This is a genomic window from Aminobacter niigataensis (genome assembly GCF_946995915.1).
GTDB classification, from domain to species: Bacteria; Pseudomonadota; Alphaproteobacteria; order Rhizobiales; family Rhizobiaceae; genus Aminobacter; species Aminobacter niigataensis.
Map to the genome: position 1 here is coordinate 182,956 of NZ_OX341518.1, position 14,103 is coordinate 197,058.

14 protein-coding genes are annotated in these 14,103 nt (G+C 64.6%); 4 read left to right on the top strand and 10 right to left on the bottom strand.

The features are described 5' to 3' along the window. Window position 1 precedes the first annotated feature (1 nt). The 6 genes from O1Y97_RS25175 to O1Y97_RS25200 all read right to left on the bottom strand — a co-directional run bounded on the left by O1Y97_RS25175 (window position 2) and on the right by O1Y97_RS25200 (window position 6,514). On the bottom strand, window positions 2-850 hold the full coding sequence (locus tag O1Y97_RS25175; protein ID WP_268738073.1) for an enoyl-CoA hydratase family protein: 849 nt from the start codon (window positions 848-850) through the stop codon (window positions 2-4). Further along, window positions 847-1,638, bottom strand: coding sequence for an SDR family NAD(P)-dependent oxidoreductase (locus O1Y97_RS25180; RefSeq protein WP_268738074.1), 792 nt, complete (start codon window positions 1,636-1,638; stop codon window positions 847-849). Before O1Y97_RS25180 ends, O1Y97_RS25175 begins: the two co-directional genes overlap by 4 nt. Further along, a complete protein-coding gene (locus O1Y97_RS25185) occupies window positions 1,635-3,962 on the bottom strand; it encodes a bifunctional salicylyl-CoA 5-hydroxylase/oxidoreductase (RefSeq protein ID WP_268738075.1) in 2,328 nt (775 codons plus the stop codon). Before O1Y97_RS25185 ends, O1Y97_RS25180 begins: the two co-directional genes overlap by 4 nt. A gap of 183 nt (window positions 3,963-4,145) precedes the next feature. Beyond that, window positions 4,146-4,670: a MarR family winged helix-turn-helix transcriptional regulator gene (locus O1Y97_RS25190; RefSeq protein ID WP_268738076.1), complete on the bottom strand. Its 525-nt coding sequence runs from the start codon at window positions 4,668-4,670 to the stop codon at window positions 4,146-4,148. Window positions 4,671-4,769: 99 nt separating this feature from the next. After that, window positions 4,770-5,738 carry a pyridoxal-phosphate dependent enzyme gene (locus O1Y97_RS25195; protein WP_268738077.1) on the bottom strand — a complete coding sequence of 323 codons (969 nt, stop codon included), beginning with the start codon at window positions 5,736-5,738 and terminating at the stop codon, window positions 4,770-4,772. After that, entirely contained in the window at window positions 5,735-6,514 is a 780-nt protein-coding gene (locus O1Y97_RS25200) for a GntR family transcriptional regulator (RefSeq protein WP_268738078.1), read from the bottom strand. Before O1Y97_RS25200 ends, O1Y97_RS25195 begins: the two co-directional genes overlap by 4 nt. Window positions 6,515-6,672: 158 nt before the next feature. Here O1Y97_RS25200 and O1Y97_RS25205 point away from each other — a divergent pair, with 158 nt between their 5' ends. From O1Y97_RS25205 to kynU, 4 genes are all read left to right on the top strand, one after another. Beyond that, the gene (locus O1Y97_RS25205) at window positions 6,673-7,659 is read left to right on the top strand and encodes an ABC transporter substrate-binding protein (RefSeq protein WP_108610332.1); all 987 of its coding nucleotides are present in this window, start codon (window positions 6,673-6,675) and stop codon (window positions 7,657-7,659) included. A gap of 64 nt (window positions 7,660-7,723) precedes the next feature. Further along, on the top strand, window positions 7,724-8,503 hold the full coding sequence (locus tag O1Y97_RS25210) for an ABC transporter ATP-binding protein (protein ID WP_268738079.1): 780 nt from the start codon (window positions 7,724-7,726) through the stop codon (window positions 8,501-8,503). A 5-nt stretch (window positions 8,504-8,508) separates the two neighbouring features. After that, window positions 8,509-9,432, top strand: a complete 924-nt coding sequence (locus O1Y97_RS25215) for an ABC transporter permease (protein ID WP_108610330.1) — start codon at window positions 8,509-8,511, stop codon at window positions 9,430-9,432. 18 nt (window positions 9,433-9,450) lie between these two features. After that, window positions 9,451-10,698 carry a kynureninase gene (gene kynU, locus O1Y97_RS25220; protein ID WP_268738080.1) on the top strand — a complete coding sequence of 416 codons (1,248 nt, stop codon included), beginning with the start codon at window positions 9,451-9,453 and terminating at the stop codon, window positions 10,696-10,698. Between the two features lie 49 nt (window positions 10,699-10,747). On the opposite strand, the gene O1Y97_RS25225 is transcribed toward kynU, so the two are convergent. From O1Y97_RS25225 to O1Y97_RS25240, 4 genes are read right to left on the bottom strand one after another with little or no spacing between them, the layout of a single operon-like run. Next, on the bottom strand, window positions 10,748-11,434 hold the full coding sequence (locus O1Y97_RS25225; protein WP_268738081.1) for an ABC transporter ATP-binding protein: 687 nt from the start codon (window positions 11,432-11,434) through the stop codon (window positions 10,748-10,750). After that, window positions 11,431-12,180, bottom strand: a complete 750-nt coding sequence (locus O1Y97_RS25230; protein ID WP_268738082.1) for an ABC transporter ATP-binding protein — start codon at window positions 12,178-12,180, stop codon at window positions 11,431-11,433. Before O1Y97_RS25230 ends, O1Y97_RS25225 begins: the two co-directional genes overlap by 4 nt. Then, window positions 12,173-13,144 (bottom strand): branched-chain amino acid ABC transporter permease, encoded by a 972-nt coding sequence (locus O1Y97_RS25235; protein ID WP_268738280.1) that lies wholly within the window; start codon window positions 13,142-13,144, stop codon window positions 12,173-12,175. The genes O1Y97_RS25230 and O1Y97_RS25235 overlap by 8 nt, the downstream gene beginning before the upstream one ends. A 26-nt stretch (window positions 13,145-13,170) precedes the next feature. After that, on the bottom strand, window positions 13,171-14,091 hold the full coding sequence (locus O1Y97_RS25240) for a branched-chain amino acid ABC transporter permease (RefSeq protein ID WP_268738083.1): 921 nt from the start codon (window positions 14,089-14,091) through the stop codon (window positions 13,171-13,173). Window positions 14,092-14,103 lie beyond the last annotated feature (12 nt).

Here is a 14,103-nt window from a genome sequence, read left to right on the forward strand (position 1 = left end):
CTCAGTTCCCCTTGAATTCAGGTCTGGACTTGGCGGCAAAGGCCTCGAAGGCGCGGCGGAAGTCGCCCGTCGCCATGCAGATCGCCTGCGCCTGCGCCTCGGATTCGATCAGCTGGTCGATGCCCATCGCCCATTCCTGGTCGAGCATTTTCTTGGTCATGGTGTGGGCGAACCACGGCCCGTCGGCGATGTCGCGGGCGAATTTCTGCGCAGCCCCCAGCAGGGCAGGACGCTCATGCAACGCGTTGTAGAAGCCCCAGGCATGGCCCTCGGAGGCGGTCATGACGCGGCCGGTGAACAGGAGTTCGGCGGCACGGCCCTGGCCGATGATGCGCGGAAGGATGCCACAGGCGCCCATGTCGGCGCCGGCGAGGCCGACGCGATTGAACAGGAAGGCGGTCTTGGCTTCGGGCGTGGCGACGCGATAGTCGGACGACATGGCCAGGATGGCGCCGGCGCCGGCGCAGATGCCGTCGACGGCAGCGATGATCGGCTGCGGGCAGGCGCGGATCTGGCGCACTAGGTCGCCGGTCATGCGGGTGAAGTCGATAAGGTCAGGCATCGACATCTTGGTCAGCGGCTCGATGATGTCGAAGACGTCGCCGCCGGAGGAGAAGTTGTTTTCGGCCCCGGTCAGCACCACGGCGCGGACATCGCTGGCGCGGCCGAGCGCACGAAACAGGTCGGTAAGTTCCTCGTAGCTTTCGAAGGTCAGCGGGTTCTTCTTCTCGGGACGATTGAGCGTGACGGTGGCGACGCGGCCGTCGGCATCGGTCTCGAACAGGAAGTGCTTCGCCTGGTGGCCCTGGAACGGACGCTTCTTGTCCTGCATCGGGTTGGTCATCGTCATCCTCCCAGTACTTCGCCGCCGGCGACCGGAATCGCCTGGCCTGTGATTGCCGTTGCCTTTTCCGAGGCGAGCCAGAGCACGGTGTCGGCTACTTCCCCAGGCGTGACGAGGCGTCCCTGCGGGTTGGCATGGGCAAGGCTTGCGCGGGCCTCGTCGGCCGTGCGGCCGGTCTTGCCGGTGATCGTTTCGACCGCACCGTCGAGCAGCGGCGTGTCGGTGAAACCAGGGCAAACCGCGTTGACCGTAACGTCGGTGCGGGCAAGTTCCAATGCCAGTGCGCGCGTCAGCCCGATCACGCCGTGCTTGGAAGCACAGTAGGCCGAGACATAGGCATAGCCGGTCAGGCCGGCGGTGCTGGCGACGTTGACGATACGTCCGTTGCCGGCACGCTTGACCGAGGCAAGGGCTGCCTGGGTGACGAGATAGGTACCGGTCAGGTTGATGCCGATCACCCGGCTCCACATGCCAAGGTCGGTCTTGTCGAACGGCGCCGACGGCGCTTCGCCGGCAGAATTGACCAGCACGGCGATGTCGCCGGCCTGAGCAATCGCCTTGGCGATACCTGTCTCGACCGACTGCGCGTCGGTGACGTCGAAGCCATCAAGTACAAAGGCTTCGCCACCAGCGGCGGCGATCTCGGCACGCAGGGCCTCGAGCGGTGCTGCACGCCGGCCGCAGAGGCTGACGCGATGGCCGTTGCTCGCCAGCGCAAAGGCGATGGCGCGGCCGATACCGCTGCCGGCACCGGTGACGAGGGCGTGGCGCCCGTTCTTGCTCTGATTGCTCATGCCTTGCCCGTGGGCGCTGCAGCCGCTGCGCGTGCAAGGTTGTTTTCGTATTGCGCACGAGCGGTCCGGTACTGCTTCGGCCAGGCCTGCTCGGCGTAGCCGATCTTCGCCGCCTCATGCATGACGAATGACGGGTCGGCGAGATGCGGACGAGCGACGGCGCAAAGGTCGGCGCGGCCGGCAGCAATGATCGAGTTGGCGTGGTCGGCCTCGGAGATGGCGCCCACCGCGATCGTCGGCACCTGGATCTCGTTGCGGATCTTGTCGGAGAACGGCGTCTGGAACAGGCGGCCGTAGACCGGCTGCTCTTCCTTCACCACCTGGCCCGACGAGCAGTCGATCATGTCGGCGCCTGCGTCCTTGAACATCTTCGCAAAGATCGCGGCATCGTCCGGCGTGTTGCCACCCTCGTACCAGTCGTGGGTGGAGAGGCGCACCGAAATCGGCCGGTCCTCCGGCCAGACAGTGCGGATCGCGTTGAACACCTCAAGCGGATAGCGGGCGCGGTTCTCGTGGCTGCCGCCATACTCGTCGTCACGCAAATTGGTCAGCGGCGACAGGAAGGACGACAGCAGATAGCCGTGGGCGGCGTGCAGTTCGAGGATATCGAAGCCGAGGTCGCGCGCACGCTCCGTGGCCCTGACGAAGTCGGCGGTCACCCGGTCCATGTCCTCGCGGGTCATTTCGCGCGGCATGTCGGAATGCTTGAGATAGGGCAGGGCGGAGGCCGAGATCAGCGGCCAGCCGCCTGAGGTCACCGGCTGGTCGATGCCTTCCCAGGCAACCTTTGTCGCCCCCTTGCGGCCGGCATGGCCCAGTTGGATGCCGATCTTCGCCGGTGTTTGATGGTGGACGAAATCGACCATGCGCTTGAAAGCGCTGGCCTGCTCGTCGTTCCACAGGCCGAGGCAGCCGGGCGTAATGCGCGCGTCCGGCGAGACGCAGGTCATCTCGGGGAAGACGAGGGCAGCACCGCCCATGGCGCGCGAGCCGATATGGACGAGATGGAAGTCGTCGGGCAGGCCATCGGTCGCCGAATACATCGCCATCGGCGACATGACGATGCGGTTCTTCAAAGTCATCCCGCGAATGCTGAAAGGCGTGAACATCGGCGGTGGGACCGAGCCGTTGGGGGCGGGGCTGACGCCGGCGCGCTCGGCGAACCAGCGCTCGTAGCCTTCGAGCCAGTCCTTGTCGCGCAGGCGCAGATTCTCGTGGCTGATGCGCTGCGAGCGGGTCAGCATCGAATACATGAACTGCTCGGGTTCCAGCGTGTCGGCATAACGGGTGCCTACGACCTCGAACCACTCCATGGCGTTGCGCGCCGCATTCTGGATGCGGGCGACATCGACGCGACGCACGTCCTCATAGGCTTCGAGCACAGCCGGGATGCTGGCCTTGTCGTGGCCGATGAGGTCGAACTGACGCGTCAGTTCAATGGCGTCGTCAATGGCAAGCTTGGTGCCCGAGCCGATGGCGAAGTGTGCGGTGTGGGCGCTGTCGCCCATCAAAACGACGTGGCTAGTGCCGTTGAAATGGCTCCACTTGTCGCAGATCAGGCGGCCGAAATTCAGCCAGGCAGAGCCGCGCAAATGGCGGGCGTTGGTCATCAACCTGTGGCCATCGAGCGTGCCGGCAAAAAGCTTCTCGCAGAACGCGATGGACTGGTCCTGGTCCATCTCGTCGATGCCGTGTGCCTGGAACACGTCGTCGGTGGTCTCGACGATGAAGGTCGAGGTGTTGTCGTCGAAGCGGTAGATATGGGCCTGGAACCAGCCGTGCTCGGTACGCTGGAAGTCGAAGGTGAAGGCGTCGAAGCGCTTGTCGGTACCGAGCCAGATGTAGCGGTTGGGCCGCATCACCATGTCGGGCTTGAAGACGTCGGCATATTTGTGCCGGATGCGCGAATTGACGCCGTCGGAGGAAATGATCAGGTCGGCGTCCGGAAAATCCTGGTCGCCCTGGACGTCGGTTTCGAACACCAGCTCGACGCCGAGTTCGAGGCAACGCTCCTGCAGGATGTTGAGCATCTTCTTGCGGCCGATACCGACGAAGCCGTGCCCGGTGGTGCGGATCTTGCGACCCTTGAACACCAGCTCGATGTCGTCCCAGTGGTTGAAGGCAACCTCGATGGTCTCAGCCGTCTGGGGGTCCCACTGGCGCATCGACTGCATGGTGGCGTCGGAGAACACCACGCCCCAGCCGAAGGTGTCGAAGGGGCGATTGCGCTCGACGACGGTGACCTGGTGCGCAGGGTGCTGCTTCTTCATCAGCAATGCGAAATAGAGACCGGCCGGCCCGCCACCGATACAGACAATGCGCATGCCGTTCTCCTCCGAAGGTGATGCAGCCGCCAGGACAGGGCTCGCCCGACCTTGACCGTACCGGCACCATGGACTCGTTTCAGAGAAACTTCAAGCTTAAAGTTATTTTCGCGATGGGCACTTCAGCCCGTCGTCAGTGATGAGTGCTGTGAAGACTACAGGGGATAGCGCGCGTAGCTGGGGTCAGCTCCCCTTGCCGAGCGACGCGACGATGGAGCGCTTGAGCTTGGCGAGTTCGTCGAGCAGGACCGCACCGTCCTTCGCGGCAAGGCCCCCGAACAGGTCGGCGATCCAGTCGGCATGCGCCGACGCCATCTTTTCAAACTCGGCGCGGCCGAAGGGCGTCAGCGCGATGATCTGGACGCGCCGGTCGGTCGGCGAGGTCGTGCGGCTGATATGGCCGCTTTCGGCCAGCCGCTCGACCAGCACGGTGATGTTGCCGGGCGACACCATCATGCGCTTGGACACTTCGCCCAGCACCATGCCGTCACTGGCGCGTTCGAGCTGGGCCATCAGGTCGAAGCGGGGCAGGGTGGAGTCGAATTCCTCACGCAGACGACGCCGCACCTCGGTCTCGATCAGGGTCGAACAGGTGAGCAGCCTGAGCCACAGCCGCAACTCGGCGCCATGGTCGCCGGGTGCTTCGAGAACCTTGGTCTCGCCGTCGACCCATCCGCTGGCGTTCGTCGTTTCTTTGCGCTCGTCCATCTTCTGCCCGGTCTTTCCCAGCCTCGCAGACCGGGGAAGCCAGCCGGTCCGAACAGGCTTTGTAGTGCCGTTTCGCCGGTTCGTACAAGCTTGAAAGATTTAGTGTGCAGGAATGCCGCCGCCGAGCACCGTGGCATAGGCCGCGGCGTCGATGTTGCCGCCCGACACGACGCAGACGACATTGCCCCTGGCGTGCTCGCTCGACAACGCTGCCGCCAGAGAGGCAGCGCCCGCGCCCTCGGCGACGACCTTGGCCTTGGTGAACAGCAGGCGCATCGCCTCGGTCACCTGCGCCAGACTGACGGTGATCGCGCCGTCGATCAGTTCGCGGGCCACCGGCCAGAGTTGCGGCACCAGCGAAGGCCCGCCGATGCTCTTGATGAAGGAGGGGCGCGTGTCGATCTCGACGATGCGGCCGGCAGCAAGCGCCGCCGTCACTGGCGCCGCGTTCTCGTCCTCGACGGCGAAGATTTTTGCCTGCGGCCGCAGAGCCTTGACGGCACTGGCGACGCCTGAGGTCATGCTGCCGCCGCCATAGGGAGTGAGCACCACGTCGACTTCGGGCAGGTCTTCCAGAATTTCCGTGCCGATCGAGCCGTTGCCCGACAGCACGGCCTGGTCGGTCACCGGATTGATCAGCAATTCGGGAAAGTCGGGCAATTCGGCACCGATGATGTACTGCCACCAGGTTTCCATCGAGATGAAACGCACCTCGCCGCCGAGCCGCCGCACCCCGTCAATCTTGGTCTGTGGCGCACCTTGGTACATGTAAGCGGCCATCGGCACACCAAGTCTGTTCGCCGCCCAGGCCATGCCGTAGGCCATGTTGCCCGAACTGACCGTGGCGACACCATTGCGCAAGACGTCGGCGTCGCGCGACAGCAGCGCATTGAGCGCCGGGCGAAGTTTGAATGCGCCGATCGGCGACAGCGTTTCGAGCTTGAGGAATATCTGGCGGTCCGGCAGGCCGAGATCGAGACGCATCGTGGGCGTGCGCGCCATGTGGGGTGCCAGCCGCAAGCGCGCCGCGGCAATCTCGTCCAGCGTCGGGCGATGCGGCGCGCTCATTCGGCTGCCGTAGGCGATTTCACGCGGCCGATGCGTGCAGCCAGTTTGCCTCCGCTGCCGTCTTCGGTATGGACATAGACATGCAGCGTATAGCCGATGTGGTCGATCATCAGCTTCTTGGCCCGCTCGACGTCGCGGTCGAGTGCCGCCTCCATCAGTGCCGTATGGTGCTCGATCGCCATGGCCTCGCGCAGCGCCGCAACCGCCGCTTCGTAGCCATTCTTCTGGCCAGCCGCAGCCTTCATCGTCGGCGACAGACCGAGGAAGCGGTGGTGGCGGCGTAGCTGGTCCGAAACTGTCGAGCGGAAGCGCAACAGCCAGTTCGACGTGGCCGCGCTCAGCAATGCGGTGTGAAAGGCCTCGTGCTTTTCGTCCCATTCGTCGACCGCCTCGTCGGAGGGGTCGTCAGGTGCGATCTTGCAGCGGGAGAGCCGGTAATGCGCCGTGACAACGGCTGCTTCCCAGTCGGCGTCGCCCTTGTCCATGGATTCGAGCAACAGCGGAATTTCGACCACCATCCGGGCACGGGCAAGGTCTTCGAGTTCGCCGCGCGAAACAGGCGCAACGGCAAAACCGCGATTGGAAATCGCCGTCACCAGGCGCTCGGCCTCCAGCCGCGACAGCGCCTCCCGCAGCGGCGTCCAGCCGACACCGTAGGTGTTGCGAAGCACGCTTAGCTTGAGCGGCGCACCCGGCATCAGGCGCGTGGTCAGGATATCGCGACGCAGCAGCCGGTAGGCCGCTTCCGTCTTGGTGGAGTGCTCGTCATCCTGCATCGCTATCCATCCGCGAGACCGCTTGACTCGAAGAATTATATATCATGGGAGCAGCTGGCAAGAATTATATATAATGTTGACAGGCGCGCTGCGACTGCGCATGATCTTGTCCATGCCGCCGTTCAGTGAGCGGCGCCTTGTCAATCTGGGAGGAATAGATGAGAAACCTGAAGTCCGGCCTGCTGTCGGGCCTGTTCGTGGCCGGCGCTCTCGCCGCCAGCCTCGGTGCTGCCATTGCCGATCCGATCAAGATCGGCATCGCCAATTTCGGCGAGCATCCGCAGCTCAACGCCTCGATCGCCGGCTTCAAGCAGGCGCTGTCGGAGAACGGCTTTGTCGAAGGCAAGGACGTCGTCTACACCGAGAGCCACACCAATTTCGACGCCTCGCTGGTGCCGCAGATGATCGCCAAGCTCCAGGCCGAACAGCCGAAGCTGATCTACACTGTCACCACCCCGGTCTCGCAGATCGCCAAGAAGGCGCTCGCCGGCTCCGGCATTTCGGTCGTCTTCTCGGCCGTCACCGACCCCGTCGCCGCCAAGCTCGTTCCGTCGTGGGATGCGGGCGACGAAGGCATGACCGGTGCCACCGACCTGCAGGACATGGCAGCCGTCATGGAATTCACCAAGAAGCTGCTGCCGAATGCCAAGCGCTTCGGCGTGCCCTACAATCCGGGTGAGGCAAACGACGTCGCCCTGCTCGAAAAGATCAAGGAAGTGGCACCCGCTGCCGGCTTCGAGGTCGTCGCAGTCGGCGTCGACAACGTCAACGACATCCAGCAGCGCATCGCTTCCTTCGCCGGCAAGGCCGACGTGATCTACACGCCTGCCTCGAACCTGCTCCAACCGGCGGTTGCCGCCGTGTCGGCCGCAGCGCGCCAGGCCGGCATCCCGATCGTCAACTCCGACGACGGCGCAGTCCGCAACGGCGTCGTGCCGGCAAGCTTTGCCGTGAACTACACCCAGGTCGGCATGAACGCCGGCAAGATCGCTGCCGAGATCCTCAAGGGTGCAGATCCCAAGACCATTGCACCGTCGCGTCCGGCTTATGCCGACCACGCCCCGACGATCTCCAAGAAGGCGATGGCGGCGTTCGGCATCGAGATCCCCGAGACGCTGGCCGATTGCGGCTGCATCGTCGACTGACATAGCACTTCGTCAAAACAGGCGGCGGCGTCCTTGACGCCGTCGCCTTTTTCGGGAGGGACGGATGCTCGAAATCCGATCTGCACGTAAAGTTTTCTACAAGGGCCAGGCCGACGAAAAGGTCGCCCTTGACAGCCTCAGCCTGAAGCTCGCCACCGGCGAGTTCGGTGTCGTCATCGGCTCCAACGGCGCCGGCAAGAGCAGCATGCTGAACGCCATATCAGGCGCGCTGGTGCTCGATTCCGGCCAGGTCATCATCAACGGCGACGATGTGACGGCCATGCCCGTCCACAAGCGCGCCATGCGGCTTGCACGCGTCTTCCAGGACCCGATGAAGGGCACCGCCGCCTCAATGACGGTCGCCGAGAACATGCTGCTCGCAGATCTGCGCAGCCAGAAGCGCACCTTGCGCCAGGGCCTCAATGCGACCCGCCTTGCCACCTACAAGGAACGTCTTTCGCTCCTCGGTCTCGGCCTCGAAAACCGCCTCGACACCCGCGTCGAGCTGCTTTCGGGCGGCCAGCGCCAGTCGCTGTCACTGATCATGGCGGTCGGCGGCTCACCCGACCTCTTGCTGCTCGACGAACATACGGCCGCGCTCGACCCGCGCACCGCCGAAATCGTCATGCAGGCGACCGTTCGCGCCGTCGATGCGTTGAAGCTCACCACGCTGATGGTGACCCACAACATGCAGCACGCCGTCGATTTCGGCCACAGCGTCATCATGCTCGACGCCGGCAAGCTCCGGCTCGAAATCTCCGGCGAGGAAAAAGCCAAGGTGACGGTTGTCGACCTGATCGGCCATTTCTCCGTGAAAACCGACCGCATGCTGCTGGCGAGCTGATCATCATGGACCTTATCCAGAACATCTTTTCGAGCTTCGTCGCGCTCGTCCCCGTCACCCTGGCGCAGAGCCTGATCCTGGCATTCGTCGTGCTCGGCATCATGATCCCGTTCCGCACGCTCAACTTCCCCGACCTCACCAGCGAGGGTGCCTTTCCGCTGGGCGGCTGCGTCTGCGGTGTGCTGCTGGCCGGCGGCGCTTCGCCGCTGACGGCGATTGCGGTTGCCGTCATCGCCGGCTTCCTCGCCGGCTGCTGCACCGCCTTCATCCATTTGCGCTTCCGCATCCACACGCTGCTCGCCGGCATCCTGATGATGACGATGCTCTACAGCATCAACCTGCGCATCATGGGCAAGTCGAACCTCTCGGTCTTCGGTTCGCCCAGCGTGTTCGACTGGGCGCCATATCTGCAACCCGGTTTCCCGGCGAGCAAGATCGTCATTGCGGGCCTGATCGGCGCTGCCGTCTTCATCCTGCTCAACATGTTCTTCAAGACCGAGAAGGGCACCGCGATCCGCGCCGTCGGGGCCAACCCCGACATGGCCGAGGCCCAGGGCATCAATGTCTGGGTCGCCACCATCGGCGGCGTCGGCCTCGCCAGCGCTTTCTCGGCAACGAGCGGCGCCTTGATGGTGCAGTCGCAAGGTTTTGCCGACGTCAATATGGGCCTCGGCATCCTGATCAACGGCCTTGCGGCACTGATGATCGGCGAAGCCATCGTCGGCAAGCAGACCGTGCTGCGCCAACTCGCCGCCCCGTTCGTCGGCGCGGTCGTCTATTACCAGTTGGTGTCGTTCTGCCTTGCCGCCGGCATGCCGCCCCCCGATCTCAAGCTCGCCACCGGCCTGTTCGTGCTCGCCATGCTTGCACTGCCGAGCCTCAAGCGCAGCCGCGGGTCGGCGCCCGCACGCGAAACCATTCGCGAATAATCAAGGACAAGCCGCATCATGAGTGGAATTCCTGATTTCGTCGCGATCGAGGCGATGGATGCAGCCGATGTGCTGCGTCCGATGCGCGATCGTTTCGTGCTGCCCGAGGGGCTGGTCTATCTCGACGGCAATTCGCTGGGCGTGGCATCACCCGCCGCCTTCGCGGAGCTCACCGAGGCCGCCAAGCAGGAGTGGGGCCAAGACCTCATCCGCAGCTGGAACAAGGCCGGCTGGTTCGACATGCCAGTCGAACTGGGCGACCAGATCGGCTGCCTCGTCGGCGCCGCACTAGGCCAGACGGTCGTCTGCGACACGACTTCGATCAACATCTACAAGGCGCTGCATGCGGCGATGGGGCTCCGGTCCGAGCGTTCGGTGATCGTCGCCGAGGGCGGCAGTTTCCCCACCGACCTCTACATGGCCGAGGGCGTCGCCTCGACACGAGCCGGCGCCGTGCTCAGGCTCGAGGGCGTCGACGCGCCGTCGATCGAAGAGCTGATCGACGAAAGCGTGGCCGTCGTCCTGGTCAATCACGTCAACTACAAGTCGGGCGAACTGCGCGACATGGCGGCCTTGACGAAGAAGGCCCATGAGGCTGGTGCACTGATCGTCTGGGACCTCTGCCACACCGCCGGCGCACTGCCGGTCGATCTCGACGGTTCGAACGCCGACTTCGCCGTCGGCTGTACCTACAAGTACCTGAATGGCGGTCCCGGCGCGCCGGCCTTCATCTACGTCGCCAAGCGACATCTGGCGGAAGCGCGCCAGCCGCTCAGCGGCTGGTGGGGGCATGCCAGGCCTTTTGCCTTCGAGCAGAGCTACGCCGCCGATGCCGGCATTCGCCGCTTCCAGTGCGGCACCCAGCCGATCCTGTCGCTGCGGGCGCTGAAAGGCGCGCTCGACATCTGGAACGACGTCGACATGCAGGCGCTGCGGGCCAAGAGCATCGCGCTCACTGACCTGTTCATCCAACTCGTCGAAGCGAAATGCGCCGGTTACGGTCTCGAGCTTGAAAGCCCGCGCGACGGCACAAGGCGCGGCAGCCAGGTTTCCTTCGCGCATGACAACGCCTACCAGATCATGCAGGCGCTGATCGAGCGCGGCGTGGTCGGCGACTTCCGTGCACCCGCCACGCTCCGCTTCGGCTTCACGCCGCTCTATGTCGGCTTCAAGGATGTCTGGCAAGCCGTCGAGGTGCTCGAAGACATCCTGCGCACCGATGCCTGGAAAGAAGCGCGTTTCGCCGTCAAGTCGGCGGTGACCTGAACGGCCAGAACCAAGAGATCAAGGAAAAGGGCGGCCGGGCCGCCCTTTTTCATACCCCGAGATAACGGTCCTGAAGTTCAGGCGTCAGCGCCTCGGGCGCGCCCGAAAAGACCGCCACGCCCTTTTCCAGGACGAAGCAGCGGTCGGCCACCGGCAGCAATTCGGACAAAGTCTTGTCGACGACCAGGATCGACTGGCCCGCAGCCTTGAGCTTGCGGATCGCCGCCCAGATATCCTGGCGGATGACCGGCGCCAGGCCCTCGGTCGCCTCGTCGAGGATGAGCAGGCTGGGGTTGGTCATCAGCGCCCGGCCGATGGCCAGCATCTGCTGCTCGCCACCCGACAGCGTGTTGGCGTATTGGTCGCGGCGTTCGCCGAGACGCGGGAACAACTCCACCACCTTGTCGTAGGTCCACTCGCTGCCGCGGGCTGCGGCGACGAGATTTTCGAATACAGTGAGATTGGGAAAGCAGCGCCGTCCCTCGGGCACCAGGCCGAGGCCGAGTCGCGCGATGCGGTGCGGCCGCATGCCGGCGACCTGGCGGCCGCCGAAGCTGATCGTGCCCGAGCGTGGTTTCGCCAGGCCAAGTATGGAATTGATCGTCGTCGTCTTACCCATGCCGTTGCGGCCCATCAGCGCCACGACTTCGCCCTCGCTGACGTCGAGCGTAACGCCGAACAGCGCCTGCGAAGCGCCGTAGAAAGTCTCGACGCCGTTGAGTTCGAGCAGGCTCACGCGGCTTCTCCGAGATAGGCCCGGCGGACTTCGGGGTCGTTGCGGATCTCGTCCACCGTGCCGGTAGCGACGACGCGGCCATAGACGAGAACGGAGATGCGGTCGGCGAGCGCGAACACCGCATCCATGTCGTGTTCCACCAAAAGGATCGGCGCCTCGTGGCGCAGGCCGTCGAGAAATTTTGTCAGGCTTTTCGAGCCTTCCGGGCCCATGCCGGCCATAGGCTCGTCGAACAGGAAGGCTTTCGAGCCAAGCGCCAGCGCAATGGCTATTTCGAGCTGGCGGCGCTCGCCATGCGACAGCTCGGCGGCGGGCATCTGCGCACGCCCGGCTAGGCCGACGCGTTCCAACATCGCCATCGCCGGCTCGGTCAGCGTCGGATCGCCCATGACGGGACGGAAGAAGCGGAAGCTCGAACCCTGCCGCGCCTGCACCGCCAGCATGACATTGCGCAGCGCTGAAAATTCCTGCACCAGCGACGATATCTGGAAACTGCGCCCAAGCCCCAGCCGGGCGCGTGCGGCCATGCCCAGCCCGGCCATGTCCTGGCGGAGGAAACGGATCGTGCCACTATCCGGCCTGATCGAGCCCGAAATCTGGTGGATCAGCGTGCTTTTGCCCGCACCGTTGGGACCGATCAGCGCGTGGATCTCTCCCGGCATCAGCGTTAGGCTGACGCCGTCAGTCGCCTTCAGCGCGCCGAAGGTCTTGCGCAACTCCAGGATTTCGAGGACCGGCTCAGCCATGACGCGCCTTTCCTGCCAAAAGGCCGAGCAGCCCGCCGCGCGCAAACAACACGACACCGAGCAGGATAAGGCCGAGGAAGAACTGCCAGCGTTCGGTGATGCCACCAAGCGCGAATTCAAACAGAACATAGAGCATGGCGCCTGCGACCGGCCCGAACAGCCGGCCTTTGCCGCCAAGGATGATCAGCACGATCAGTTCGCCCGACATGTGCCACGACATCATCGACGGGCTGACGAACTTGTTGAGGTCGGCAAACAGCGCGCCGGCCACACCGGTGACCATCGCCGAGACGGCGAAGGCGACCAGCCTGATGTTGAACGGCGCGATGCCCACCGCAGACAGCCGCGTTGCATTCTGCCGGGCTGCCTGCAGAGCAGCGCCAAAGCGCGATCCGCGCAGCAGCCAGAACAGGCCCAGCGCTGTCATGAGCACGGCATAGCAGATCAGGAAGAACGGCAGCGGCTGGGCGGTGTTGGCGCCGGGGAAGGCACTTCGGACGTAGATCGACAGCCCGTCCTCGCCGCCATAGGCCGGCCAGGAAATGGCGAAGTAGTAGATCATCTGCGCGAAGGCGAGCGTGATCATGATGAAATAGACGCCAGTCGTGCGCAGGCTGATCGCACCAATGGGCAAGGCGAGGAGCCCGCAAACCACCACCGTGACGAGCCAGATGATCGGCATCGAATCCGTGCCCGGGATGCCGGCGAAGAGCGGCACGCCGTCGAAGGCATGGGTCGCGAGGATGCCCGCCGCATATCCGCCAAGGCCGAAGAATGCGGCATGGCCGAACGAAACCAGCCCGCCAAGGCCGAGCGCGATGTTGAGGCCGACGGCGGCCAGCGCCAGCACAGCGATACGCGTCGCAAGCGTGATGTAGAACGGTTCGCCCATGGCGGAGGCGCCGAGCGGGACCGCCAGCAGCAGCAGCGCCAGGAGAACGTTGACGATGGTTTCGCGTGTCATCAGGGATGCGTTGGTCATGGCCGGCCTCACGACTGCGCCGCGAACAGGCCGCTCGGCCTGAAAGCGAGGATCAGCGCCATGACTATGTAGATCAGCATCGAGGCGAGGGCGGCGCCGATCGGGCCGGCCTGCGCCGCAGGTATCATCAGAGCGAGCGCCTTGGGCAGCAGGAAGCGGCCCATGGTGTCGACGACGCCGACGAGGATGGCGCCGAACAGCGCGCCCTTGATCGAGCCTATGCCGCCAATGACGATGACGACGAAAGCGAGGATGAGCGCCGGTTCGCCCATGCCGACCTGCACCGACTGCAGCGCGCCGACAAGTGCTCCGGCGAGACCAGCGAGGGCGGCACCCAGCGCAAAGACCACGGTGTAGAGCGTGCGGATATCGACGCCGAGGGCTGCAATCATCTCGCGGTCGGATTCGCCGGCTCGGATGCGCATGCCGAGACGGGTGCGCGAGATCAGGAAATAAAGCCCGACTGCGACCACGATGCCGACGCCGATGATGGCGAGGCGATAGAGCTGATATTGCCCGCCGCCGGGGAGCGGAACGGCTCCCTGGAGCAGCGGCGGAATGTCAAGATAGAGCGGGAACGATCCGAACAGCCAGCGCGTGCCTTCCGAAAAGATCAGGATGAGCGCGAACGTCGCCAGCACCTGGTCGAGATGGTCGCGGTCATAGAGCCGGCGAATGAAGGTCACCTCCATGATCGCGCCCGCAGCGGCTGCCGCTATCAGGCTGGCGACGAGGCCGATCCAGAACGAGCCGGTGGCGGCTGCCACCGCCGCACAGGCGAAGGCGCCGACCATGTAGAGCGAGCCATGGGCGAGGTTGATCAGGCCCATGACGCCGAAGATCAGCGTCAGGCCGGCGGCCATGAGGAACAGCATTACGCCGAGCTGCAGCCCGTTGAGAATTTGCTCGATGAGCAGTGCGATGGACAAGGGGACGCTTTC

Coding starts and splice junctions, on each gene's coding strand:
- O1Y97_RS25175 (WP_268738073.1), bottom strand. CDS start 850: ATGACGATGACCAACCCGATGCAGGACAAGAAGCGTCCGTTCCAGGGC.
- O1Y97_RS25180 (WP_268738074.1), bottom strand. CDS start 1,638: ATGAGCAATCAGAGCAAGAACGGGCGCCACGCCCTCGTCACCGGTGCC.
- O1Y97_RS25185 (WP_268738075.1), bottom strand. CDS start 3,962: ATGCGCATTGTCTGTATCGGTGGCGGGCCGGCCGGTCTCTATTTCGCA.
- O1Y97_RS25190 (WP_268738076.1), bottom strand. CDS start 4,670: ATGGACGAGCGCAAAGAAACGACGAACGCCAGCGGATGGGTCGACGGC.
- O1Y97_RS25195 (WP_268738077.1), bottom strand. CDS start 5,738: ATGAGCGCGCCGCATCGCCCGACGCTGGACGAGATTGCCGCGGCGCGC.
- O1Y97_RS25200 (WP_268738078.1), bottom strand. CDS start 6,514: ATGCAGGATGACGAGCACTCCACCAAGACGGAAGCGGCCTACCGGCTG.
- O1Y97_RS25205 (WP_108610332.1), top strand. CDS start 6,673: ATGAGAAACCTGAAGTCCGGCCTGCTGTCGGGCCTGTTCGTGGCCGGC.
- O1Y97_RS25210 (WP_268738079.1), top strand. CDS start 7,724: ATGCTCGAAATCCGATCTGCACGTAAAGTTTTCTACAAGGGCCAGGCC.
- O1Y97_RS25215 (WP_108610330.1), top strand. CDS start 8,509: ATGGACCTTATCCAGAACATCTTTTCGAGCTTCGTCGCGCTCGTCCCC.
- kynU (WP_268738080.1), top strand. CDS start 9,451: ATGAGTGGAATTCCTGATTTCGTCGCGATCGAGGCGATGGATGCAGCC.
- O1Y97_RS25230 (WP_268738082.1), bottom strand. CDS start 12,180: ATGGCTGAGCCGGTCCTCGAAATCCTGGAGTTGCGCAAGACCTTCGGC.
- O1Y97_RS25235 (WP_268738280.1), bottom strand. CDS start 13,144: ATGACACGCGAAACCATCGTCAACGTTCTCCTGGCGCTGCTGCTGCTG.